This is a genomic window from Bacillus sp. RO1, from assembly GCF_012524115.1.
In the GTDB taxonomy this organism is placed as follows: domain Bacteria; phylum Bacillota; class Bacilli; order Bacillales; family Bacillaceae_I; genus Sutcliffiella_A.
This window is the reverse complement of the sequence record NZ_JAAZWB010000060.1, coordinates 1-24,055: the sequence shown is the minus strand read 5'-3', so window position 1 is coordinate 24,055 and position 24,055 is coordinate 1. Positions and strand designations below refer to the sequence as shown.

The 24,055-nt window shown below is 41.0% G+C and carries 20 protein-coding genes; all 20 read left to right on the top strand.

The window, feature by feature from the left end; translation table 11 throughout:
- The first annotated feature begins 61 nt into the window (after positions 1 to 61).
- The 20 genes from HC179_RS07440 to dapA all read left to right on the top strand — a co-directional run bounded on the left by HC179_RS07440 (position 62) and on the right by dapA (position 23,384).
- Complete coding sequence (locus HC179_RS07440) at positions 62 to 4,363, top strand: PolC-type DNA polymerase III (protein WP_481747959.1); 4,302 nt, start codon at positions 62 to 64, stop codon at positions 4,361 to 4,363.
- Positions 4,364 to 5,061: 698 nt separating this feature from the next.
- Positions 5,062 to 5,532: a ribosome maturation factor RimP gene (rimP, locus tag HC179_RS07435; protein WP_168863836.1), complete on the top strand. Its 471-nt coding sequence runs from the start codon at positions 5,062 to 5,064 to the stop codon at positions 5,530 to 5,532.
- An 88-nt stretch (positions 5,533 to 5,620) separates the two neighbouring features.
- A complete protein-coding gene (gene nusA, locus HC179_RS07430) occupies positions 5,621 to 6,745 on the top strand; it encodes a transcription termination factor NusA (protein WP_168863763.1) in 1,125 nt (374 codons plus the stop codon).
- Positions 6,746 to 6,767: 22 nt separating this feature from the next.
- On the top strand, positions 6,768 to 7,055 hold the full coding sequence (gene rnpM / locus HC179_RS07425) for an RNase P modulator RnpM (RefSeq protein WP_168863762.1): 288 nt from the start codon (positions 6,768 to 6,770) through the stop codon (positions 7,053 to 7,055).
- Positions 7,048 to 7,347, top strand: coding sequence for a YlxQ family RNA-binding protein (locus HC179_RS07420; protein ID WP_168863761.1), 300 nt, complete (start codon positions 7,048 to 7,050; stop codon positions 7,345 to 7,347). Before rnpM ends, HC179_RS07420 begins: the two co-directional genes overlap by 8 nt.
- Before the next feature lie 17 nt (positions 7,348 to 7,364).
- Positions 7,365 to 9,515, top strand: coding sequence for a translation initiation factor IF-2 (gene infB, locus HC179_RS07415; RefSeq protein WP_168863760.1), 2,151 nt, complete (start codon positions 7,365 to 7,367; stop codon positions 9,513 to 9,515).
- On the top strand, positions 9,512 to 9,790 hold the full coding sequence (locus HC179_RS07410; protein ID WP_168863759.1) for a DUF503 domain-containing protein: 279 nt from the start codon (positions 9,512 to 9,514) through the stop codon (positions 9,788 to 9,790). Before infB ends, HC179_RS07410 begins: the two co-directional genes overlap by 4 nt.
- A gap of 13 nt (positions 9,791 to 9,803) precedes the next feature.
- The gene (gene rbfA, locus HC179_RS07405) at positions 9,804 to 10,169 is read left to right on the top strand and encodes a 30S ribosome-binding factor RbfA (protein ID WP_060665936.1); all 366 of its coding nucleotides are present in this window, start codon (positions 9,804 to 9,806) and stop codon (positions 10,167 to 10,169) included.
- 287 nt (positions 10,170 to 10,456) lie between these two features.
- Entirely contained in the window at positions 10,457 to 11,368 is a 912-nt protein-coding gene (truB, locus tag HC179_RS07400; protein ID WP_168863758.1) for a tRNA pseudouridine(55) synthase TruB, read from the top strand.
- 49 nt (positions 11,369 to 11,417) lie between these two features.
- Positions 11,418 to 12,389 carry a bifunctional riboflavin kinase/FAD synthetase gene (gene ribF, locus HC179_RS07395; protein WP_168863757.1) on the top strand — a complete coding sequence of 324 codons (972 nt, stop codon included), beginning with the start codon at positions 11,418 to 11,420 and terminating at the stop codon, positions 12,387 to 12,389.
- Between the two features lie 102 nt (positions 12,390 to 12,491).
- Positions 12,492 to 12,761, top strand: coding sequence for a 30S ribosomal protein S15 (rpsO, locus tag HC179_RS07390; protein WP_010193305.1), 270 nt, complete (start codon positions 12,492 to 12,494; stop codon positions 12,759 to 12,761).
- A 272-nt stretch (positions 12,762 to 13,033) separates the two neighbouring features.
- Positions 13,034 to 15,151, top strand: coding sequence for a polyribonucleotide nucleotidyltransferase (gene pnp, locus HC179_RS07385; RefSeq protein WP_168863835.1), 2,118 nt, complete (start codon positions 13,034 to 13,036; stop codon positions 15,149 to 15,151).
- A 143-nt stretch (positions 15,152 to 15,294) separates the two neighbouring features.
- On the top strand, positions 15,295 to 16,260 hold the full coding sequence (locus HC179_RS07380) for a polysaccharide deacetylase family protein (RefSeq protein WP_168863756.1): 966 nt from the start codon (positions 15,295 to 15,297) through the stop codon (positions 16,258 to 16,260).
- A gap of 30 nt (positions 16,261 to 16,290) precedes the next feature.
- Positions 16,291 to 17,535 (top strand): M16 family metallopeptidase, encoded by a 1,245-nt coding sequence (locus HC179_RS07375; protein ID WP_168863755.1) that lies wholly within the window; start codon positions 16,291 to 16,293, stop codon positions 17,533 to 17,535.
- Between the two features lie 79 nt (positions 17,536 to 17,614).
- Complete coding sequence (locus HC179_RS07370; protein ID WP_010193298.1) at positions 17,615 to 17,860, top strand: YlmC/YmxH family sporulation protein; 246 nt, start codon at positions 17,615 to 17,617, stop codon at positions 17,858 to 17,860.
- Between the two features lie 530 nt (positions 17,861 to 18,390).
- A complete protein-coding gene (gene dpaA / locus HC179_RS07365) occupies positions 18,391 to 19,287 on the top strand; it encodes a dipicolinic acid synthetase subunit A (protein ID WP_168863754.1) in 897 nt (298 codons plus the stop codon).
- A gap of 2 nt (positions 19,288 to 19,289) precedes the next feature.
- Positions 19,290 to 19,889 carry a dipicolinate synthase subunit B gene (locus HC179_RS07360; protein ID WP_168863753.1) on the top strand — a complete coding sequence of 200 codons (600 nt, stop codon included), beginning with the start codon at positions 19,290 to 19,292 and terminating at the stop codon, positions 19,887 to 19,889.
- Positions 19,890 to 20,041: 152 nt separating this feature from the next.
- Positions 20,042 to 21,085 carry an aspartate-semialdehyde dehydrogenase gene (asd, locus tag HC179_RS07355; protein ID WP_168863752.1) on the top strand — a complete coding sequence of 348 codons (1,044 nt, stop codon included), beginning with the start codon at positions 20,042 to 20,044 and terminating at the stop codon, positions 21,083 to 21,085.
- Positions 21,086 to 21,247: 162 nt separating this feature from the next.
- Positions 21,248 to 22,519, top strand: coding sequence for an aspartate kinase (dapG, locus tag HC179_RS07350; RefSeq protein WP_168863751.1), 1,272 nt, complete (start codon positions 21,248 to 21,250; stop codon positions 22,517 to 22,519).
- On the top strand, positions 22,512 to 23,384 hold the full coding sequence (gene dapA, locus HC179_RS07345) for a 4-hydroxy-tetrahydrodipicolinate synthase (RefSeq protein WP_168863750.1): 873 nt from the start codon (positions 22,512 to 22,514) through the stop codon (positions 23,382 to 23,384). Before dapG ends, dapA begins: the two co-directional genes overlap by 8 nt.
- Positions 23,385 to 24,055 lie beyond the last annotated feature (671 nt).

Below are 24,055 nucleotides of genomic sequence, written 5' to 3'. Positions count from 1 at the left end.
ACAGAATAAATAACAAAGATAGACTATGCAAGGGAAAGGGGACAGAATTTTGCTTGACCAGATGTCTCAAGAAAAAAAAGATAGATTGCGTCTATTGCTACAACAACTCGAAATGACAAGTGATGATATATTTCCTTACTTTGCAGAAGCTGGAATTGAAAAACTTACAGTAGAAAAAACAACAAAACGATGGCACTTTCATTTCATTTTGGAAAAGATCTTACCTGCAAAAGTGTATATGCTTTTTTATGAAAAATTGACTAAAAGCTTTGCGCACATCGCAAATGTATCCTTCACTTTGACTGTGCAAGACCGCTCATTTGAAAATTCCTATATCGCCGATTATTGGCCGATTTGTTTAAAGGAATTACAAGGTGGTTCACCACCTCTCATGATGTTGCTTAACGGACAAACACCTGCCCTGCAAGGCAACAAGCTTATGTTAAAAGCAAGGAATGAAGCAGAGGCAATTGCTGTTAAGAAAAAATTGAGCTCAACCATATGCACGATTTATGAAGGATTTGGCTTTCCTACCTTCATCTTAGACACAACTCTTTCTCATTCTGAGGAAGAATATCAGCAATTTGTGGAACAAAAACAACAAGAAGATAAACAAAAAGCATTGGCTGCTGTAACAGAAATGCAGAAAAAAGAAACTTCTAAAGATGAAGGTTCCGTGAGTGGACCGGTTATGATCGGGTACACCATTAAAGACGATGCAGAAATCAAAACCTTGGCGGAAATTGTGGAAGAAGAAAGGCGTGTGGCAGTTCAGGGATACGTTTTTGAAGCGGAAACAAAAGAGCTTCGCAGTGGAAGAACATTACTGACCTTTAAAATTACTGACTACACAAATTCCATTATGGTCAAGATGTTCTCCCGTGATAAAGAAGATGTGCCTCTATTACAAGCAGTCAAAAAGGGAATGTGGCTAAAAGTAAGAGGAAGCATCCAAAATGATACCTTTGTACGTGACCTTGTCATGATGGCAAATGATATCAATGAATTTCATGGAAAAGAAATATTGGATACAGCTCCTGAAGGGGAGAAAAGGGTTGAACTGCACCTTCACACTCCTATGAGCACCATGGATGCTGTGAGCTCCATATCATCATTGGTGGCGCAAGCAAAAAAATGGGGCCATGAAGCCATAGCAGTTACAGACCATGCAGTAGCTCAAGCCTATCCAGAAGCATATGCAGCAGGGAAAAAGAATGGTGTGAAAATATTGTACGGGCTTGAGGCCAATCTTGTAGATGATGGTGTGCCAATCGCCTATAATCCTGCACATCGAAATCTTGCAGACGAAACCTATGTGGTTTTTGACGTGGAAACGACAGGGTTGTCAGCGATGTATGATACTATTATCGAGCTTGCTGCAGTGAAGGTAAGAGGCGGCGAAATTATTGACCGCTTTGAATCTTTTGCCAACCCGCACCACGCTCTATCAGCAACTACGATTAACTTGACAGGAATAACCGACGACATGGTACAAGACGCACCGGAAGTTGGAGATGTGTTAAAACGTTTTTCCGATTGGATGCAAGATGACATTCTTGTTGCACATAATGCAAGCTTTGATATGGGCTTTTTGAATATTGGTTTCCAACGGATAGGATTAGGAAAGGCAAAGAATCCTGTCATTGACACTTTGGAACTGGGACGTCTTCTCTTCCCATCATTAAAAAATCACCGATTAAATACATTATGTAAAAAGTTCGATATTGAATTGACCCAGCATCACCGAGCCATATATGATGCCGAGGCAACAGGTTATTTGCTAGTCAAGATGCTAAAAGATGCGTTGGAAAAAGGGATAACATTTCATGATGAATTAAATGAACATTCGGGTACAACAGATGCCTACAAACGAGCGAGACCTTCCCATGTCACCTTGCTAGCAGTCAATGATACAGGTCTAAAAAATCTATTCAAAATAGTATCTATTTCACATATGAACTACTTTTTCCGTGTTCCAAGAATTCCAAGGTCACAGTTGCAAAAGCTACGTGAAGGAATTATTGTCGGAACAGCTTGTGATAAGGGTGAAGTCTTTGAAGGCATGATGCAAAAATCCCCAGATGAAGTGGAAGCTATTGCGGAATTCTATGACTATATCGAAGTACAGCCACCAAGCAATTATGCTCACTTGTTGGAGCTGGAATTAGTCCGGGATGAAAAGGCATTAAAAGAAATCATCACCAACATTGTTAAGCTAGGTGAAAAACTTGAAAAACCTGTTGTGGCAACAGGTAATGTTCATTATTTAAAAGAAACGGATAAAATTCACCGCGAGATTTTGGTTCGTTCTCAATCAGGTGCAAACCCGTTGAACAGGCATCAATTGCCAGACGTTCACTTTAAGACAACAGATGAAATGCTTGCCGCCTTCTCTTTTCTTGGCGAAGAAAAAGCAAAAGAAATTGTTGTAACAAACACCCAAAAAGTAGCTGGAATGATTGAGGAAATTAAACCAATCAAAGATGACCTTTATACGCCAAAAATAGAAGGTGCAGATGAAGAAATCAGAGAGATGAGCTACTCCAGGGCTAGAAGCATCTACGGCGAGGATCTACCAGAGCTTGTCGAGAAGCGGATTGAAAAGGAATTAAAAAGTATTATCGGTCACGGATTTGCTGTTATCTATTTGATTTCTCATAAGCTAGTTAAAAAATCCCTGGACGATGGATACCTCGTAGGTTCCCGTGGTTCTGTTGGATCTTCCTTTGTCGCAACCATGACCGAAATTACAGAGGTAAATCCGTTGCCTCCTCATTATGTTTGTCCGTCATGTAAAAAATCAGAGTTCTTTGATGACGGATCAGTAGGTTCTGGTTTTGACCTGCCAAACAAAGACTGTCCAAATTGCGGCGAGGCATACACAAAGGACGGCCATGATATCCCATTCGAAACCTTCCTTGGCTTTAAAGGGGACAAGGTACCCGACATCGATTTGAATTTTTCAGGTGAATACCAGCCGAGAGCCCATAACTATACGAAGGTGCTGTTTGGAGAAGATTATGTATTTAGAGCGGGAACCATTGGTACAGTTGCCGACAAAACGGCCTATGGTTATGTGAAAGGATATGCGAACGACCGCAATTTAATTTTGCGTGGAGCTGAGGTAGACAGACTTTCAGCAGGATGTACAGGGGTAAGAAGATCGACTGGCCAGCATCCAGGCGGGATAATCGTTGTTCCGGATTATATGGATATTTTTGATTTCTCCCCAATCCAATATCCAGCAGATGATCAGTCATCAGAATGGAAAACGACTCATTTTGATTTCCACTCTATTCATGATAATTTGCTTAAGCTTGATATCCTTGGACACGATGACCCGACCGTAATCCGGATGCTTCAGGACCTTAGCGGAATTGATCCGAAGACTATTCCGACAGACGATCCGTATGTAATGAAGATTTTCAGTGGAACGGAATCACTTGGCGTGACAGAAGAACAGATTATGTGTAAGACAGGAACCCTTGGGATTCCTGAGTTTGGTACAAGGTTTGTTAGACAGATGCTTGAAGATACAAAACCGTCGACATTCTCTGAGCTAGTACAGATCTCTGGTTTGTCCCATGGGACCGATGTTTGGCTTGGGAATGCCCAAGAACTCATTCATAATAAGACTTGTACTCTAAGTGAAGTAATCGGTTGCCGTGATGACATCATGGTTTACCTTATCTATAAAGGGCTTGAACCTTCCATGGCCTTTAAAATCATGGAGTCAGTACGTAAAGGAAAAGGGCTGTCAGACGAATTTAAAGAGGAAATGATTAAAAATGATGTGCCAGCATGGTATATTGACTCCTGCTTGAAAATAAAATACATGTTCCCGAAAGCCCATGCTGCTGCTTATGTACTTATGGCAGTGCGTATTGCATATTTCAAAGTGCACTTCCCGCTAATGTACTATGCAGCGTATTTCACAGTCCGCGCAGATGACTTTGACATCGATACGATGGTGAAGGGGTCTGCAGCCATCCGTAAGGTAGTAGAAGAAATCAATGCAAAGGGCTTAGAAGCATCGCCAAAAGAAAAGTCCTTACTCACTGTAATGGAACTTGCTTTAGAAATGAGTGAACGAGGGTACTCTTTCAAGAAGGTGGACTTATATAAATCAAGCGCCACTGACTTCTTAATAGAGGGCGATTCCCTGATCCCGCCATTCAACTCCATTCCGGGACTTGGAACAAACGCAGCGATCAACATCGTGAACTCAAGAGCAGATGGAGAATTCTTATCCAAAGAAGACCTGCAACAAAGAGGCAGAATCTCCAAAACAATCCTTGAGTACCTTGACAACCATGGCTGCCTCACAGGTCTACCAGACCAAAACCAACTATCATTATTCTAATGTTCATGGGGAATTGTTTGGTTTATCCAATCCACCCTGTTGACTGAAGTGAAAGTTGTGAGACTCCGGCGGGAGGTAGCGGTAGGTCGAGACCGCAACGAAGGCGGCCACTGAATAACTGATATGATATAGTTCTTAGTAATATCCAGCTGTTGATTGGAGCAAAAGGCGAAGACTCCTGAGGGAGATAGTGCTAGGTGGAGACCCCGCAGGCGAAGCCGAGGAGGCTCTCGTCAGCCCCTAGGAAAGCGAAGCCATTTGCGGAAATCAACAGCGGTGTTTAACAATTTCTAAAATCTAAGACTTTTTCAGTGGCTTCTAACGAAGCGAGGAGGCTCCAGCACCGCCCCTAGGAAAGCGAACACCTGGAACGGAAGTTAACAGGGAGTTAAAAGCGGAAAGCGCCGTAACCCCCTGAAAACACTAGAAAGATTTGCATATTCCATACGGATATGATATATTTACATTGGAAATGCTATATACAGGTAATTAGCAGAGAGTGGGGAAACCCACTCTTTCGTATTGTATTCCCGTTTTTTCTGGCAACCTTGTTTTTTCATGACATTGAGAAAAAAGGGAATGTTAGATTTTCGTATCAGCTTTACATAAGCTTGCTTGTTTACGATTCCCTGCTTATCGGCAGGGTCTTTTGTTCAGATTTTAAAGACATCGTCTCGCGCTTGCGAAGGAGGAAAATGATGAGCAAAAATGTTACAGAAACGGTGGAAGAACTAGCTCTTCCCATCGTAGAAGAAATGAATATTGAATTAGTGGATATTGAGTATGTAAAAGAAGGGTCCTCTTGGTTTTTACGTGTATTCGTCGATAAAGAAGGCGGTATTGACATCGAGGATTGCGGAACTGTAAGTGAAAAGTTAAGTGAAAAGCTTGATGAATTAGATCCTATTCCTCATAACTATTTCCTGGAAGTTTCCTCTCCTGGTGCTGAACGCCCTCTAAAGAAGAAGGAAGACATCGAGAAATCGGTTGGTAAATATGTCAACATCAAAACGTATGAACCTATCGACGGCTTAAAGTCCTTTGAAGGTGATCTTCTGGACTTCGATGGAGAAACAATTAAACTCTCCATGACTATAAAAACACGTAAAAAGGAAGTTTCCATTCCATATCCAAAAGTAGCGAAAGCACGCTTGGCAGTCAGGTTCTAAGAAGAACCAGATAAACCGATTACACCAATGTAAACGTAATTGGTTAAAAAATTATGAATGATAGGTATATTAAGGGGGACATGGTTGTATGAGCAGCGAGTTATTTGATGCTTTAACCCTGATGGAAAAGGAAAAGGGCATTAGCAAAGATGTTATTATTGAAGCGATTGAGGCTGCACTTATATCTGCTTACAAAAGAAACTTTAATCAAGCACAGAATGTACGAGTAGATATGAACCTGGAAACAGGAACAATGCGCGTATTTGCAAGAAAAGACGTAGTAGATGAGGTTTTTGATTCTCGTCTAGAGATCTCTGTTCAAGAAGCGCGTCAAATCAATCCAAACTACCAAGAAAATGATGTACTTGAGATTGAAGTTACACCAAAAGACTTCGGTCGTATTGCTGCACAAACAGCAAAGCAAGTAGTAACGCAGCGAGTAAGAGAAGCAGAACGAGGAGTTATCTACTCTGAATATATCGAACGTGAAGAAGATATCATGACAGGAATTGTTCAGCGCTTAGACTCTAAATTTATTTATGTGAGCCTTGGAAAAATTGAGGCATTGTTGCCAGTAAATGAGCAAATGCCTAATGAACATTACAAACCTCATGATAGAATTAAAGTGTTCCTAACTAAAGTGGAAAAAACAACAAAAGGGCCACAAATTTTTGTTTCCCGTTCTCATCCGGGTCTTTTAAAACGCCTTTTTGAACTTGAAGTTCCAGAAATTTATGATGGCACCGTAGAAATTAAGTCCGTTGCACGTGAAGCAGGAGACCGTTCAAAGATTTCTGTTCATTGTGATAATCCGGAAATCGATCCGGTAGGAGCTTGTGTTGGACCGAAAGGACAGAGGGTGCAAGCGATTGTGAACGAATTAAAAGGAGAGAAAATTGACATTGTTAGATGGTCAAAAGATCCTGTAGAATTCGTTGCTAATGCACTAAGTCCTTCTAAAGTACTGGAAGTTCAAGTTAATGAAGAAGAAAAGGCAACAACAGTCATCGTACCTGATTACCAACTATCTTTGGCAATTGGTAAACGAGGACAAAATGCGAGACTTGCTGCTAAGTTAACAGGTTGGAAAATCGACATTAAGAGTGAGTCTGAAGCGGAAGAACTAGGAATTTACCCAAACCTTTCTTTATCAAAAAATGATACAGAAGATATGGATAATGAATTCTATGACGATGACAATTTTGAAGACTGATTTTTAAAAGAAGGTGAATCAGGTGAACAATCGCAAAAAGGTCCCTATGCGGAAATGTGTGGCAAGTCAAGAACTAAAGCCTAAAAAGGAATTGATTCGTATCGTCCGTTCTAAAGAAGGCGAAGTTTCAATTGACCCTACAGGGAAAAAGTCAGGCCGAGGAGCATATCTTGCAAGAAACAAGGAGAGCATCCTCCTTGCCAAAAAGAAAAACATCCTAGCCCGTCACCTGGAAGTAGCGATTGATGATTCATTGTATGAAGAATTACTTCAGCTGGTAGAAACGGAGAATAACTCAACACATGAATAATCAGTGGCTATCCATTGTCGGTCTTGCAACTAGAGCAAGAAAAACCATAACAGGGGAAGAACTTGTCATTAAAGAAGTGAGGGCAGGCAAGGCGAAGTTGGTGCTATTGGCTAGCGATGCTTCTGCCAACACGACGAAAAAATTACAAGATAAATGTACGTACTATAACGTACCGATAAGAACAGTAGACGATCGGTATGAGTTAGGTCGAGCGATAGGAAAAGATGCGAGAGTTTCGGTCGCCATTCTTGATGAAGGGTTCGCCAACAAACTACTCACCATGCTCGATTAATCTTTGGGGGTGAATGTATGACGAAATTACGCGTGTACGAATACGCTAAACAAAAGAACGTATCAAGTAAAGATGTCATTACAAAACTAAAAGAAATGAATATTGAGGTATCAAACCATATGGCAACATTAGACGACGACACGATCCAAAAACTGAACGGCACAAATAAAACGGAAGCACCAAAGAAAGCACCGGCACAAAACACTGCTTCTGCACCTAAGAAACAAAATAACAACCAATCTCAAGGTGGTAACCAAGGCGGAAAAGGCAAAAACACCTCTTCACCTAAAAAGCCATTTAACAACAGCAATAACAATAACTCCTCTAAAGGGAAAAAGAAACAAAACAATAAACAAAACCAAAACCGCGGACAACAACAAGCTCCGCCACAACCAGTAAAGAAAAAAGAAACGCCTTCCAAAATTACTTTCACAGGTTCCTTAACAGTTGGAGAGCTAGCGAACAAGCTGAACAAAGAGCCGTCTGAAATTATCAAAAAGCTCTTAATGCTTGGTGTTATGGCAACTATCAACCAGGATTTAGATAAAGATTCCATTGAGTTGATCGCAGGCGAGTACAATGTGGAAGTGGAAGAGGAAATCATCTTTGAAGTAACGGATTTTGAAGGATACGATTCTGAAGATACAGAAGAAGTAATGGAAGAGCGTCCTCCAGTTGTTACGATTATGGGTCACGTTGACCACGGTAAAACAACGCTTCTTGACTCCATTCGTAATACAAAGGTTACTGCAGGTGAAGCTGGTGGAATCACACAGCACATCGGTGCGTACCAAGTAGAAGTGGATCAAGGTAAAAAAATCACATTCCTTGATACTCCTGGACATGCTGCGTTTACAACCATGCGTTCCCGTGGAGCTCAAGTAACAGATATCACAATTCTAGTAGTTGCTGCAGATGACGGAGTAATGCCTCAGACAGTGGAAGCAATCAACCATGCTAAAGCTGCAGAAGTACCAATCATTGTAGCGGTAAACAAAATGGATAAAGAAGCTGCCAATCCTGACCGTGTTATGCAGGAATTAACAGAGCATGGCCTAGTGTCAGAAGCTTGGGGTGGAGATACTATCTTTGTACCACTTTCCGCTTTAAGTGGAGAAGGCATTGATACATTGCTTGAAATGATCCTACTTGTTTCTGAAGTAGAAGAATATAAAGCTAACCCTAAACGTGCTGCACAGGGTACAGTTATTGAAGCTCAGCTTGATAAAGGTAGAGGTTCTGTCGCTACTCTTCTAGTTCAAAAAGGTACGCTACGTGTCGGAGATCCTATCGTAGTAGGTAACACGTTCGGTCGTGTTCGTGCAATGGTTAATGATCTTGGACGCCGTGTAAAAGAAGCTGGTCCATCTACACCAGTTGAAATCACTGGACTAAATGAAGTTCCACAAGCTGGAGACAACTTCATGGTCTTTGCTGATGAGAAAACAGCACGTAACGTCGGGGAAGCACGTGCTCAAAAGCAACTTCAAGAACAACGCAGCGAAAAGACACGTGTAACACTTGATGACTTGTTCGAACAAATCAAACAAGGTGAAATGAAAGAAATCAACTTGATTGTGAAAGCGGACGTTCAAGGTTCTGTAGAAGCAATGGCTGCCTCCCTACAGAAGATTGATGTAGAAGGGGCTAAAGTGAAAATCATTCACACAGGCGTTGGAGCCATCACAGAATCTGATATTATCCTTGCTTCTGCATCCAATGCGATTGTCATTGGTTTCAACGTTCGTCCTGATGCAGGTGCGAAACGTACAGCTGATGCTGAGAGTGTTGACATCCGTCTGCACCGTATCATCTATAAAGCCATTGAAGAAATTGAAGCGGCAATGAAAGGTATGCTTGACCCAGAATTTGAAGAGAAAGTCATCGGTCAAGTAGAAGTACGCCAGACATTTAAAGTTTCAAAAGTTGGAACCATCGCAGGTGCTTACGTAACAGAAGGTAAAATCACGCGTGATTCCAGCATTCGTCTAATCCGTGACGGAATTGTTATTTTTGAAGGGGAACTTGATACACTCAAGCGTTTCAAAGATGATGTGAAAGAAGTTGCGACAAACTACGAATGTGGTGTAACAATCAAGAACTTTAACGACATTAAAGAAGGCGACATCATCGAAGCGTACGTAATGCAAGAAATTGAAAGAAAATGATTGGATATATAGAGTGTGACTGTATGATCTATGATGCTCAATCTTTGAAGGAAAAAAGAGCAGTCCTTCAGCGTGTGATGACGAGGCTGAAGCAAAAGTTCAATATTTCCATCTCAGAGATTGATCATCAAGACGTATGGCAACGGACGAAGATTGGAATAGTAGCCATCTCTTCCTCCAAATCCATCACCGAAAAAGAATTGCAAAAAGTACTCGACTACCTGGATTCTTTTCCAGAGATAGAGCGGGCAGAAACTTCGCTTGATTGGCTTTAAAGGGGTGAAAGGTATGACACTCAGATCAAACAGAGTTGGAGAGCAAATGAAAAAAGAGCTTTCCGATATCATTGGTCGTAAAATTAAAGATCCTCGTGTAGGCTTTGTAACAGTAACGGATGTACAGGTTACTGGAGATCTTCAACAAGCCAAGGTTTTCATCTCTGTACTTGGAGATGATGAAAAAAGACAAGACACTTTGATTGGCTTGGCAAAAGCAAAAGGCTTCATCCGCAGTGAAATTGGACGCAGAATTCGCCTAAGAAAAACTCCAGAGCTTTTCTTCGAGTTTGACGAATCCATCGCTTACGGAAACCATATCGAAAGCCTGATCCATGAATTGAATAAAAGAGACTCTGATTCTGATGATGAAGAGTAAAAGAAAAGGATAGGCAGCAGTTGTCTATCCTTTTTGTTGACTCTAATGATATTTCGCATTGACTCCCTGTTGATTTCCGTTCCAGGTGTTCGCTTTCCGCGGGACGATGCTTGAGCCTCCTCACTTCTTTGCGGGGTCTCAACCTACCGTTACCCCCCGCAGGACAAGGAAGGCTTCGGCAGAAATTCATCGCACGAAGAAAATGCGTTAGCATTTTCGAGGAGTCTCACACCTTGCACTTCAATCTACAGGGGATTACTTATTATAAAATGAAAGGGGTGGCCTATATGGATGGCATATTAATCTTAAACAAACCAAAAGGGTTCACTTCGCATGACTGCGTATTTAAAGTGAGAAAGATTTTGAAAACAAAAAAAGTCGGCCACACAGGCACACTAGATCCAGAAGTGACTGGAGTGCTACCTATCTGTATCGGCAGGGCAACCAAAGTAGTGGAATTCCTGACCGCAGAAGAAAAAACATACGTGGCTGAAGTCACAATTGGCACTGCAACAACAACAGAAGACCAGACAGGAGATGTAGTGGAAGAAAAAAGGGTGGACAACCCTATACCAAAAGAAAAAATACTTTCCGTTCTTCAACAGTTAAAAGGAGAAATTGAACAAACACCTCCAATGTACTCCGCTGTAAAAATTAATGGTAAAAAACTTTATGAATATGCAAGAGAAGGAAAGGTTATTGACAGGCCATCTAGAAAAGTGACCATTCATGATATTTTCCTGACAAGCGATATTACATATGAAGAAGAAAAGGGCCAAGTCCGTTTCTCCTTTCAAGTAAACTGTAGTAAAGGTACATATGTCAGAACCCTTGCTGTACAAATAGGAGAGCTGCTCGGATATCCTGCACATATGTCCTATTTGACGCGAATAACTTCAGGTAACTTCACCATCGACCATGCAATTACGCTAGAACAGCTAAGTGAGTTGGCTGAGCAGGGAACTGTAGATGAACATTTGCTGCCGATGGAAGAAGCACTAAGTTCATTGCCTAAGTTGGAAATTAGTGATAAAGTAGCAGAGAAAGTGTATAACGGTGCGGTTTTACCGTATCCGGAGAATATCAGTGATACAAATGAATACTTTAGTGTTTTCCACGATAATAAATGCTTGGCCATCTATATGAAACATCCTTCAAAGCCAGGACTGATGAAGCCCAAAAAAGTTTTTCACGGCTAATTGGCGTAGTTTGGTCTTGCATGATTAATTGAGATTTAGGTGATAATTGATGAAAGTTATGTATTTGGAGCATCCCCATTCTCTTACAAAAGAAGAGTGTATCCCTGCGACAGTCGCTCTCGGATTTTTCGATGGTATTCATCTTGGACATCAAAAAGTCATTAAGAGTGCGCTGGCAAAAGCGAAAGAACTAGGAACTGCAAGCGCAGTAATGACGCTAGATCCGCATCCTTCTGTCGTTTTAAGAAGAACGGTCCAGCATGTCCGTTATATAACCCCTCTTTCCGAAAAGATAAGACTTCTTGAATCATTAGGGGTGGACATTCTTTATGTGGTTAAATTTGACATGTCCTTTGCATCTCTTGTACCGCAGGACTTTGTAGATCAATATATTATTGGGCTTAATATCAAACATGTAGTAGCTGGATTTGATTATTCCTACGGCAGTCTTGGTAAAGGGACAATGGAGACGCTCCCGTTTCATTCCAGACAACAATTTGATCAGACTGTTGTGGAGAAATATACAACAAATGAACTCAAAGTAAGTTCCACCTTCATAAGAGAACAATTGAAGGAAGGAAAAGTTAATGATTTGCCGGATACTTTAGGAAGATTTTATCAAGTACGAGGAAAAGTCGGTCACGGAGAAAAACGGGGTAGGACCATTGGATTCCCTACTGCCAATGTTGTACTTGACGATGAATATGTTATTCCCAGAACCGGTGTCTACACCGTGCGAATGTATGTGAATGATCAATGGGTGAATGGTGTGTGCAATGTCGGCTATAAACCGACTTTTCACAAGCAAAAGAAAGAAAGCCTACCGTCCATTGAAGTACATCTGTTAAATTTTGATCAGCAGATCTATGGATTTGAAGTAATAATAGAATGGCATAATTGTATAAGGGAAGAAAAGAAGTTTTCGGGTATTGATGAACTTGTTGCTCAGATAAGAAAAGACAAGGGAATTGCGGAAGACTATTTTCAAAAAAACCTACACGATACTTGCTTTTTGACTTAAAAAGAGGTATGCTATTAAACGTACTAAAACCATTGCTTGGCAAGTCGAATCACCAACGCTTGCTCGGTAATAGGGGTTTTTACTATTAAGGAGGTGAATAGGATGGCTATTACACAAGAGCGTAAACAAGAACTTATCAACGAGTTCAGAACTCACGAATCTGACACTGGATCTCCAGAAGTACAGATCGCTGTCCTAACAGAACAGATCAACAACCTGAACGAGCATTTACGTACTCACAAGAAAGATCACCACTCACGTCGTGGTCTATTGAAAATGGTTGGTAAGCGTCGTAACTTACTTACTTACCTACGTAACAAGGATGTAACTCGTTACCGTGAACTAATCAACAAATTAGGTTTACGTCGATAAGTTTGTCAGAAAAAGCGGGAGAGAATTCCCGCTTTTTTATTAGTATTTTAGAAGTTATTTTCAAAAATTGCTCATAATCCTTTAAAAAAGCGATTTTTTTCCTATACATGCTGGAATTCTATTGATATGTAGTAGTTATTTCGTTCATACTATACATAATACTAAAACTTATTTTCACATAGACTGTCCTACTGATTAACATTCCGTTGAATGGATCAGGTAGGAGAAGAAGGTCAATACATATGAAAGCTAGAGAGGGGTTAAACGAACTCATGGGACAAGATAAACAAGTCTTTTCTATCGACTGGGCTGGAAGAAACCTGACGGTAGAAGTGGGACAATTGGCAAAACAAGCAAATGGAGCAGTGATGGTCCGCTACGGAGATACGGCTGTTCTTAGCACTGCAACCGCTTCAAAAGAACCGAAGAAATTAGATTTCTTTCCTTTAACAGTCAACTATGAAGAGAGATTATACGCAGTAGGTAAAATTCCAGGTGGTTTCATCAAGCGTGAAGGACGTCCAAGTGAGAAGGCTGTATTGGCTAGCCGCTTGATTGACCGTCCAATCCGTCCGCTTTTTGCTGATGGTTTCCGTAACGAAGTACAAGTTATCAGCATTGTGATGAGTGTGGATCAGAACTGTTCATCTGAGATGGCAGCGATGTTCGGTTCTTCTTTGGCGCTATCTGTTTCCGATATTCCTTTCCAAGGTCCGATTGCAGGTGTAACAGTAGGAAGAATCAACGACGAGTTCGTTATAAATCCTAATGTGGAACAGCTTGAAAAGAGTGATATCAACTTAGTTGTAGCTGGAACGAAGGATGCAATCAACATGGTGGAAGCTGGTGCTGATGAAGTTCCGGAAGAAGTTATGTTAGAAGCAATCATGTTTGGTCATAACGAAATCAAACGTTTAATTGCTTTCCAAGAAGAAATCGTACAAGCAGTAGGTAAAGAAAAAACAGAAGTTACTCTTTATGAAGTAGATAAAAACCTTGAGCATGAAATTCGTGCGCTTGCTGAAGAGAAGATGACAAAAGCAGTTCAAGTCTTTGAAAAGCATGCACGTGAAGCTGCTATTAAAGAAGTAAAGACAGAGGTTGTTGCACGTTATGAAGAGCAAGAAGTAGAAGCTGATGTGTTGAAACAAGTTAACGAAATCTTAAGCATGCTTGTAAAAGAAGAAGTAAGACGCCTCATTACGGAAGATAAAGTACGCCCTGATGGACGTAAGAGTGACGAGATTCGTCCACTTGCTTCTGAAGTTGGCCTATTGCCACGTACTCACGGTTCCGGTCTGTTTACACGTGGTCAAACTCAAGCCTTAAGTATCTGTACACTAGGCGCACTAGGTGATGTTCAGATTCTTGACGGATTGGGAATTGAAGAAGAAAAACGTTTTATGCACCACTATAACTTCCCATTGTTCAGTGTTGGGGAAACAGGACCGTCTAGAGGACCTGGACGTCGTGAAATCGGACATGGTGCACTTGGGGAACGCGCGCTTGAACCAGTTATCCCTTCCGAGAAAGACTTCCCATATACAGTACGTCTTGTATCAGAAGTTCTTGAGTCAAATGGTTCCACTTCTCAAGCAAGTATCTGTGCAAGTACACTTGCGATGATGGATGCTGGAGTACCTATTAAAGCTCCTGTAGCTGGTATCGCAATGGGATTAATTAAAAAAGGCGAGCATTATACGGTTCTTTCCGATATTCAAGGGATGGAAGATCATCTTGGAGATATGGACTTTAAAGTTGCTGGTACCGCTAAGGGTGTAACAGCACTGCAAATGGACATCAAGATTGAAGGTCTTTCCCGTGCTATTCTAGAAGAAGCGCTTCAGCAAGCTAAAATTGGACGTATGCATATTCTTGATTCTATGCTTGCGACAATTGATGAGTCTCGAAAAGAGCTTTCTCCTTATGCACCAAAGATCTTGATGATGAGCATCAACCCAGATAAGATTCGCGATGTTATTGGACCAAGCGGTAAACAAATCAATAAGATTATTGAAGAAACTGGAGTAAAAATTGACATCGAACAAGATGGAACAGTATTTATTTCTTCTATTAATATGGAGATGAATGATAAAGCGAAAAAAATCATCGAAGATATCGTACGCGAAGTCCAAGTTGGCGAAATCTACATGGGTAAAGTAAAACGTATCGAAAAATTCGGTGCATTTGTTGAGCTATTCAGTGGTAAAGACGGACTAGTCCACATTTCTGAACTTGCAGAAGAACGCGTGAAACAAGTAGAAGATGTTGTGAAACTTGGTGAAGAAGTTCTTGTAAAAGTAATGGAAATTGACAAACAAGGAAGAGTAAACCTTTCTAGAAAAGTCCTTCTGAAAGAACAAAAAGAGAAAAACGAACAAATGTCCTAATATAGGAGCCTGGTTTGACCGCCGGGCTTTTTGCAGTACCTACCCCATTTAAATTTATTTTTTGGAGATGGTATGCAGCTAGCTTTATTTGTTCTACCTTGTCCACTTCCTACATAAATTTATTGTAGGAAGGAGTGGGTGGAATGAAAAGAAGTACGTTTCAAATGTTGGCATTTGTTATTATTGCATTTTTTACATATAACACGGTGAGTCAACCATTTCAGGGTGATATATCTTCTGTGCTTTCTAACGATATTGCGGAAGTTGCCAAGAAAAAGGATGCACTCTACGTGGAGATTGAAGAAAAGGCAGCTACTTATGAAGTTGCCCCACAAGATGCTAAGATAGATAAGATCTGGAAGGCTCAACCGGGACTTAACGGATTAAAAGTCGACCTCGAAGCTTCATATAAGAATATGAAAAAGAGCGGTGAATTTGACGAGAAAAAGCTTGTCATGAAGCAAATACCGCCGAAGATTCACCTCTCTGATTTACCACCTTCTCCGATTTATCGGGGGCACCCTGAAAAGACAATGGTTTCGTTCCTGATAAATGTCGCTTGGGGAAATGAGCATATTCCAGGGATGCTGGAAACATTGAAAAATCATGGGGTAAAAGCAACCTTTTTTCTTGAAGGAAGATGGGTTAAAGAAAACCCTTCGATGGCTAAAATGATTATAGATGCTGGACATGAAGTAGGGAATCATTCCTACACTCATCCTAATATGAAAACATTAGGAAGTACTGCAGTAAGGGAACAGCTTCTAAAAACAAATGAAGTCATCGAGGCAATTTCTGGCAGTAAAGTCACTTGGTTTGCACCTCCTAGTGGAAGCTATCGTGACGAGGTAGTAAACATTGCCCATGACATGAAACTAGGGACCATTATGTGGAGTGTTGACACCATTGATTGGCAAAAGCCGGAGCCTAATGTTCTCATTAATCGAGTGATGGGCAAGATCCATCCAGGAGCAATGGTTCTTATGCACCCTACGCCATCAACAGCAAACAGTTTGGAAACTCTTATTACATCCATAAAAGATAAAGGGCTTGAACTAGGAACAGTTTCTTCTCTTTTAAGCGAAGAAAGAATCGTTCATCACAACTAGATTTGGCAAACTTGAATAGGAGGATTATCGTTGCTTACTAAACATACATGTTCAAACGGAGTTAGAATCGTTTTAGAAAATATACCACACGTCCGCTCGGTTGCGATTGGCGTATGGATTGGTACAGGTTCACGGAATGAAGATAACGTTAACAATGGTGTATCGCATTTCCTTGAACATATGTTTTTTAAAGGAACAGAAACAAAAAATGCACGTGAAATTGCTGAGGCTTTCGATTCAATCGGAGGGCAGGTTAATGCATTCACTTCAAAGGAATACACATGTTATTATGCAAAAGTGATGGATGAACATTCCTCCTATGCACTTGGCGTCTTAGCAGATATGTTTTTCCATTCAATCTTTGATGAAGAAGAATTGAAAAAAGAAAAAAATGTTGTGTACGAGGAAATCAAAATGTATGAAGATGCACCAGATGATATCGTTCATGACGTATTGGCGAGAGCATCCTATGGAAATCATCCTTTAGGTTATCCGATATTAGGAACGGAAGAAACGTTATCTGCCTTTAACGGCAATACGTTGCGTGAATATATGAAGGAAACCTATACTCCTGACAATGTGGTCATTTCAGTAGCTGGTAATATTGATGAGTCATTTGTCAAAGAGATTGAAGACCTATTTGGAAGTTATGAAACTGGTTACTCTAAGCGTGAATACGTAAAACCTTCCTTTGAAACCGGACGAATTGCAAAGAAGAAAACGACTGAACAAGCTCATCTCTGCATAGGTTACGATGGGCTTCAAATTGGGGATAAAGATATTTACAATTTGATTGTATTGAACAATGTCCTTGGCGGCAGTATGAGCAGTCGTCTATTCCAGGATGTAAGGGAGGAACGCGGACTTGCATATTCCGTCTATTCCTACCACTCCACTTTCCAAGACAACGGGATGCTTACCATTTATGGTGGAACTGGCAGCAACCAATTAGATCTGTTGTTTGAAACCATACAACAAACACTTAACACGCTTAAACGCGACGGGATTACAAAAAAAGAACTGGTTAACAGTAAAGAGCAAATTAAAGGCAGTCTTATGTTGAGTCTTGAGAGTACAAATAGTCGGATGAGCAGAAACGGAAAGAATGAGCTTCTCCTTGGAAGACATCGCTCCCTTGATGATATATTAGAAAGAATCAATAGTATCACAGAGGAATCTGTCAATAACTTGGCAACCAAGATTTTTACAGATGAATACTCGGTTGCTTTGATCAGTCCTAGCGGCGAAATGCCTAAATCAATTCAAGAAAAATAATATGATGCCTGCCATTTTCTAATGGCAGGTTTTTTTTTGGACTTCTTCTAATATAGATAATATAGGAGGTGTATTTTATATGAGGTTAAGTGAAATGAGCGGAAAGGAAATTGTCGATGTGAAACGGGCAGAACGCCTTGGGATACTCGGTCATACAGATCTTGAGATCAACGAAAATACCGGTGAGATACGTTCGCTCATCATTCCTTCATTGAAATGGTTCGGATTGAAGAAAGAAGGAAGTGATATTCGTGTACCGTGGAATCATATTAAAAAGATTGGTACAGATATGATTATTATTGACATACCGGAAGAAGAAGAGTAAATGACTCGGCGTGAGCTGGGTTTTTTTTGTGTTCAAGAGCTTTGTATGCCCGAACGGCAAGGATTACGTGGTATACGGTAGTAGAGAATAGAGAAGCCTTTTCTAAGCCCGAATGGCAGGGGTACCACTGATTTCGGTAAGAGTGAAGCCTTCTCTAGCCAGAAAAGCAGGGGTACCCCAGATTTCGGTAAGAGAGGAGCCTTCTCTAAGCCCGAACGGCAAGGGTAACGTGTATTTCGGTAAGAGAGAAGCTTTTTCTAAGCCCTAACAGCATAGATCAAACAACTTTAGATATAAGAGAAGCCCTCTCTAAGCCCAGAACATAAAAAATAATTTCTTATTTGAGCTATTAGATCAATAAACATCCAATGAATCCATCCACATACTCCTAAATACCACCTACTTGCAAACTCTTCCCTTTCTCCTTTGATTCAAGCACAGATTTTCCATAGGTTACATAAGATGTGTAAGTAAGAAAAACTTGAGCCAGATTTACAAACTTTCACGAAGTAGAAGAAGGTGAACGATATATGCTGACCGGTTTGCACATAGCTGTCATTGGCGGTGATGCAAGGCAGTTGGAAGTGATACGCAAGCTTATTGAGCTAGACGCGAAGCTTTCGCTTGTAGGATTTGACCAATTAGATCACGGCTTTACTGGTGCTTCAAAGGAGCAGATGAATGAAGTAGATTTCACGACTGTCAATGCCATTATCCTTCCTGTTCCCGGCACAAATTTAGAGGGGCAGGTTGATACAATTTTCTCAAACGAAAAAATTGTGCTAACGGAGGAAATAGTCAAGAATACACCAGATCACTGTACCATTTATTCAGGAATCACCAATCCGTATTTGAATCAACTGGTTGCAAGTACAAATAGGAAGTTGGTTCAATTGTTTGATCGTGATGATGTTGCCATTTATAATGCAATTCCAACTGTGGAAGGTACCATCATGATGGTGATTCAACATACAGATATTACGATCCATAACTCCAATGTAGCGGTGCTGGGATTAGGGAGAGTAGGAATGAGTGTAGCACGAACTTTTGCCGCACTCGGTGCCAATGTACGTGTAGGCGCTCGAAAGTCCGAACATATTGCCCGTATATTCGAGATGGGCGTAACTCCTTTTTATCTAAACGACTTGGCTGAGAATGTCACAGATGTTGATGTTTGTATTAATACTATTCCACACCTAATCGTTACATCGGATGTAATCTCTAAAATGCCTGCTCATACTCTAATTATCGATTTGGCATCCAAACCAGGAGGTACTGATTTCCGGTATGCCGAGAAAAGAGGAATTAAAGCATTATTAGCTCCAGGACTTCCAGGAATTGTTGCTCCGAAAACTGCGGGGCAGATCGTGGCGAATGTTTTGTCACAATTACTTAAAGAAGAAATGGAAGGGAGAAAGGGGAATTAACCATGCAATTAAAAGGAAAACGGCTAGGTTTTGGTTTAACGGGGTCTCATTGTACGTATGATGCTGTTATTCCGGAAATACAAAAACTACTTGATGCTGGTGCTGAAGTGAGGCCAGTAGTTACTTCGACCGTTCAACATACAAATACAAGGTTCGGTCAAGGGGAAGATTGGATTAAATTGATTGAAGACATGACAGGATTTAAAGTGATTGATTCCATTGTAAAAGCAGAACCGCTTGGACCGAAGATTCCATTGGATTGTATGATCATTGCCCCTTTAACCGGGAACTCGATGAGTAAATTGGCTAATGCGCTTACAGATTCACCTGTACTAATGGCTGCAAAAGCAACACTGCGAAATCATAACCCTGTAGTCTTAGGGATATCTACCAATGATGCCCTCGGATTAAACGGATTAAATTTGATGAGATTAATGGCTACCAAAAATATATACTTTATTCCTTATGGGCAAGATGCACCGGACAAAAAACCGAATTCCATGGTTGCCAGAATGAGTATGCTCATGCCAACAGTTGAGCATGCATTAGATCATAAACAAATTCAACCAGTCATCGTGGAAAGGTACAAAGACGATTTATAATAAAATTTGTTCAGAAGAGAAGAAAAGTAAGAATTTCTTCTCTTCTTTATTTCAGTAATATGATAAAATTAAAAACTATATATGAATATTTATTCTGAAAGCTCAGTGAAATATTAATAGAGCTATTTTTAAAATGGAGAGGTGCTTAATAGATGAGTGGTTTACATGTAGCAGTTGTAGGCGCAACAGGAGCAGTAGGACAGCAAATGCTTCATACATTAGAAGAGAGAAATTTCCCGGTTAAGAAGCTTACGCTATTATCTTCGGAGCGCTCTGCAGGTAAAAAAGTATTATTTAAAGGGGAAGAAGTGACAATTGAAGTTGCAACACCTGATAAATTTGAGGGTGTTCATATAGCATTGTTCAGTGCAGGAGGAAGTGTTTCCAAGGAGCTTGCCCCTGAAGCGGCAAAGCGTGGAGCGATAGTGGTTGATAACACTAGTTTCTTCCGTATGGATCCAAATGTCCCGTTAGTAGTTCCAGAAGTAAATGAAGAAGACATTAAATCCCATAACGGAATCATTGCCAACCCAAATTGCTCAACTATTCAAATGGTGGTCGCACTAGAGCCAATCAGGAAATCATTTGGTCTAACTAAAGTTATTGTCAGCACTTATCAAGCAGTATCAGGAGCAGGTGCGGCGGCAATCGAAGAACTAGAATCCCAATCACAGGCCATTTTAAACAATGTAGCATTCACACCAAGCATTCTACCTGTAAAAGGTGATAAGAAACATTATCAAATCGCTTTCAATGCCATTCCGCAGATTGATAAGTTTGAAGAGAATGGTTTCACTTTTGAAGAACTAAAAATGATAAATGAAACGAAAAAAATTATGCACGATCAAAACTTACAGGTTGCAGCTACTTGTGTACGTCTTCCAGTTGTAACAGGACATTCCGAGTCTGTATATATTGAAGTAGAAGACGAAAATGTGACTGTTCAAGATTTAAAGGCGTTGCTTGAAAAAGCTCCTGGAGTGGTACTGCAAGACAATCCTGCAGAACAGGTATACCCGATGCCTGCTGATTGTGTAGGTTCTAACGATGTGTTTGTCGGTCGAATCAGGAAGGACTTAGATAACAAAAGAGGCTTCCATTTATGGATTGTATCTGACAACTTGTTAAAAGGTGCAGCTTGGAATTCCGTACAAATAGCAGAGAGCTTAGTGAAACTCGGCGTAATCAACCAATAAATAGAGATAAAAGGTCTTTCAGAGACCTTTTCTTTTCGGAAGAAAGACCGATTTACCCCATCGCCATTCTTGAACAGTGAGCGCCTTCTTGGAAGGTACTATTTTCATCACATCTTTCGTATGTATTAAGGATGTTTCTAAACCGCGATGAGGTGTCAATATATGAAAATAATAGTTCAAAAATTTGGTGGAACGTCAGTAAGGGATGAAGCGAGTAGACTTGCTGCAGTCAACCATATAAAAAAGGCAGTGAACGATGGATACAAAGTGGTCGTGGTCGTATCCGCCATGGGAAGAAAAGGGGAGCCTTACGCAACGGACACCCTTTTAAACCTTTTGGAGTCAGGTAAGAACAACGTGTCAAAGCGTGAAATAGATATGCTATTATCTTGTGGAGAAATCATCTCTTCCATTGTATTCAGTAGCCTTCTGCAAAAGGAAGGAATATCTGCAACTGCATTAAACGGTCCACAGGCTGGATTCCGAACCAATAACGACCACACAAATGCCCGTATCATTGAAATGAAATGTGAAAGACTTCTTGAAATGCTAGAATTGCACCAAGTAGTAGTTGTGGCAGGATTTCAAGGGGAAACGAAGAACGGGGATATTTCCACCATTGGGCGTGGAGGAAGTGATACTTCAGCGGCCGCATTAGGTGCAGCCCTTCATGCAGAATGGATTGATATTTTTACAGATGTGGAAGGGGTCATGACAGCAGATCCACGCATTGTAAAAGATGCTTCTCCATTACCTGTTGTCACCTATAACGAAATATGTAACATGGCATATCAAGGGGCTAAAGTGATTCATCCTCGTGCCGTGGAAATTGCAATGCAAGCTAAGATTCCAATTCGTATCAGGTCGACTTATTCCAATTCAACTGGGACATTAGTGACCTCGCTAGATAGAATGGGAAAAGGTGCAGATGTAAAGGACCGCTTGATCACGGGAATAGCCCATGTACCTAATGTCACACAAATAAAGGTCTTTGCTAAAGAGGGCAATTATGGCATTCAAACCGAAGTCTTTCGCGCAATGGCCAATGAACAAATTAGCGTTGACTTTTTCAATATTTCACCTACTAGTGTGGTTTATACCGTCACAGATGAAATGAGTGAAAAAGCGATAAATGTACTGCAGAAATTGGGGTATGAGCCAAAAGTAAACCGCCACTGTGCAAAAGTTGCAACAGTTGGAGCGGGGATGACAGGTGTACCCGGGGTAACATCGAAAATAGTATCAGCACTGTCGGAACTCGGCATACAAATTCTTCAATCCGCAGATAGCCATACCACAATCTGGGTACTTGTAAAACAAGAAGATATGATTAAAGCGGTGAATGCTTTACACAAGGCTTTCAATTTAGCAAGAAAACAAATAACGATTTTACATCCAACCGCAGAAGAAGGAGAGAAAACAGTTCATGATTAACTTTGGTAAAGTTTCTACAGCTATGGTGACTCCATTTGATAATAAAGGAAACATAGATTTTGAGAAAACAACACAATTGATCAACTATCTTATAAAAAACGGTACGGATTCCGTTGTTGTTGCCGGAACAACAGGTGAATCTCCTACACTATCAACAGAAGAAAAGCTCGCCCTTTTCGCTCATGTTGTAAAAGTTGTCGACGGTAGAATTCCAGTAATTGCCGGCACGGGAAGCAATAATACCAGAGCATCCATTGACCTTACAAAAAAAGCGGAGGCAGCAGGTGTTGATGCCATCATGTTAGTGGCACCATACTACAATAAGCCGAGTCAAGAAGGGCTTTATCAACATTTTAGTACCATTGCATCTGAAACTTCACTGCCTGTGATGTTATACAATATACCTGGTAGGTCCGTTGTTAATATGTCGGTTGAAACGATTGTTCGCCTTTCTGAGATTGATAACATCGTTGCTGTAAAAGAAGCAAGCGGAAACCTGGATGCCATGACTGAAATCATTGCAAATACACCGGATGAATTTGTTCTTTACAGTGGTGATGACGGCTTAACCTTGCCGGTGCTTTCTATCGGAGGAAATGGTGTAGTATCTGTAGCGTCACATGTGTTAGGAAATGAAATGCAAGAGATGATTCGTTCTTTTGAGGCAGGGGAAATCGCGAGTGCTGCGAAACAGCATCAAACGTTGCTGCCTGTCATGAAGGGATTATTCAGTGCACCAAGCCCGTCCCCAGTAAAAACAGCCCTACAATTAAAAGGAATGGATGTCGGCGGTGTAAGACTTCCATTGGTGCCGTTAACAGAACAAGAAAGAAATACGTTAACGAAACTTATAGAAACAGTTTAATATTCAAAAAGAGCCAAAGCTTGTTAGGAAGCTTTGGTTTTTTTAGTTGTTAAAGGAACTATAAAATAATGGATTCGTTGGGATGAAGACCTCAGTGACGGGGAACCAGGAGAATAGAGGTCCTCATCACCATTATGAAGACCTCAGTGACGGGGAAAAAGGAGGAGAGAGGTCCTCATCACCGTTATGAAGACCTCAGTGACGGGGAAAAAGGAGGAGAGAGGTCCTCATCACCGTTATGAAGACCTCAGTGACGGGGAACCAGGAGAATAGAGGTCCTCATCGCCGTTATGAAGACCTCAGTGACGGGGAACCAGGAGAATAGAGGTCCTCATCGCCGTTATGAAGACCTCAGTGAAGAGAAATCTGGAGGAGAGAAGTCATCATCGCCGTTATGAAGACCTCAGTGACGGGGAACCAGGAGAATAGAGGTCCTCATCGCCGTTATGAAGACCTCAGTGACGGGGAACAAGGAGGAGAGAGGTCCTCATCAAAGTATTGAAGACCCCAGTGACGAGAAATCCGGAGGCGATAGATGCTCATCGCCGTTATGACGTCCACAGAAACAGGAAAGCATGCGGACAGAGCTACTCATCACCGCTATGAAGACCTCAGTAATGAGAAAAAAGGAAGAGAAAGGTCCTCATCCCCGTTATGAAGACCTTAGTGAC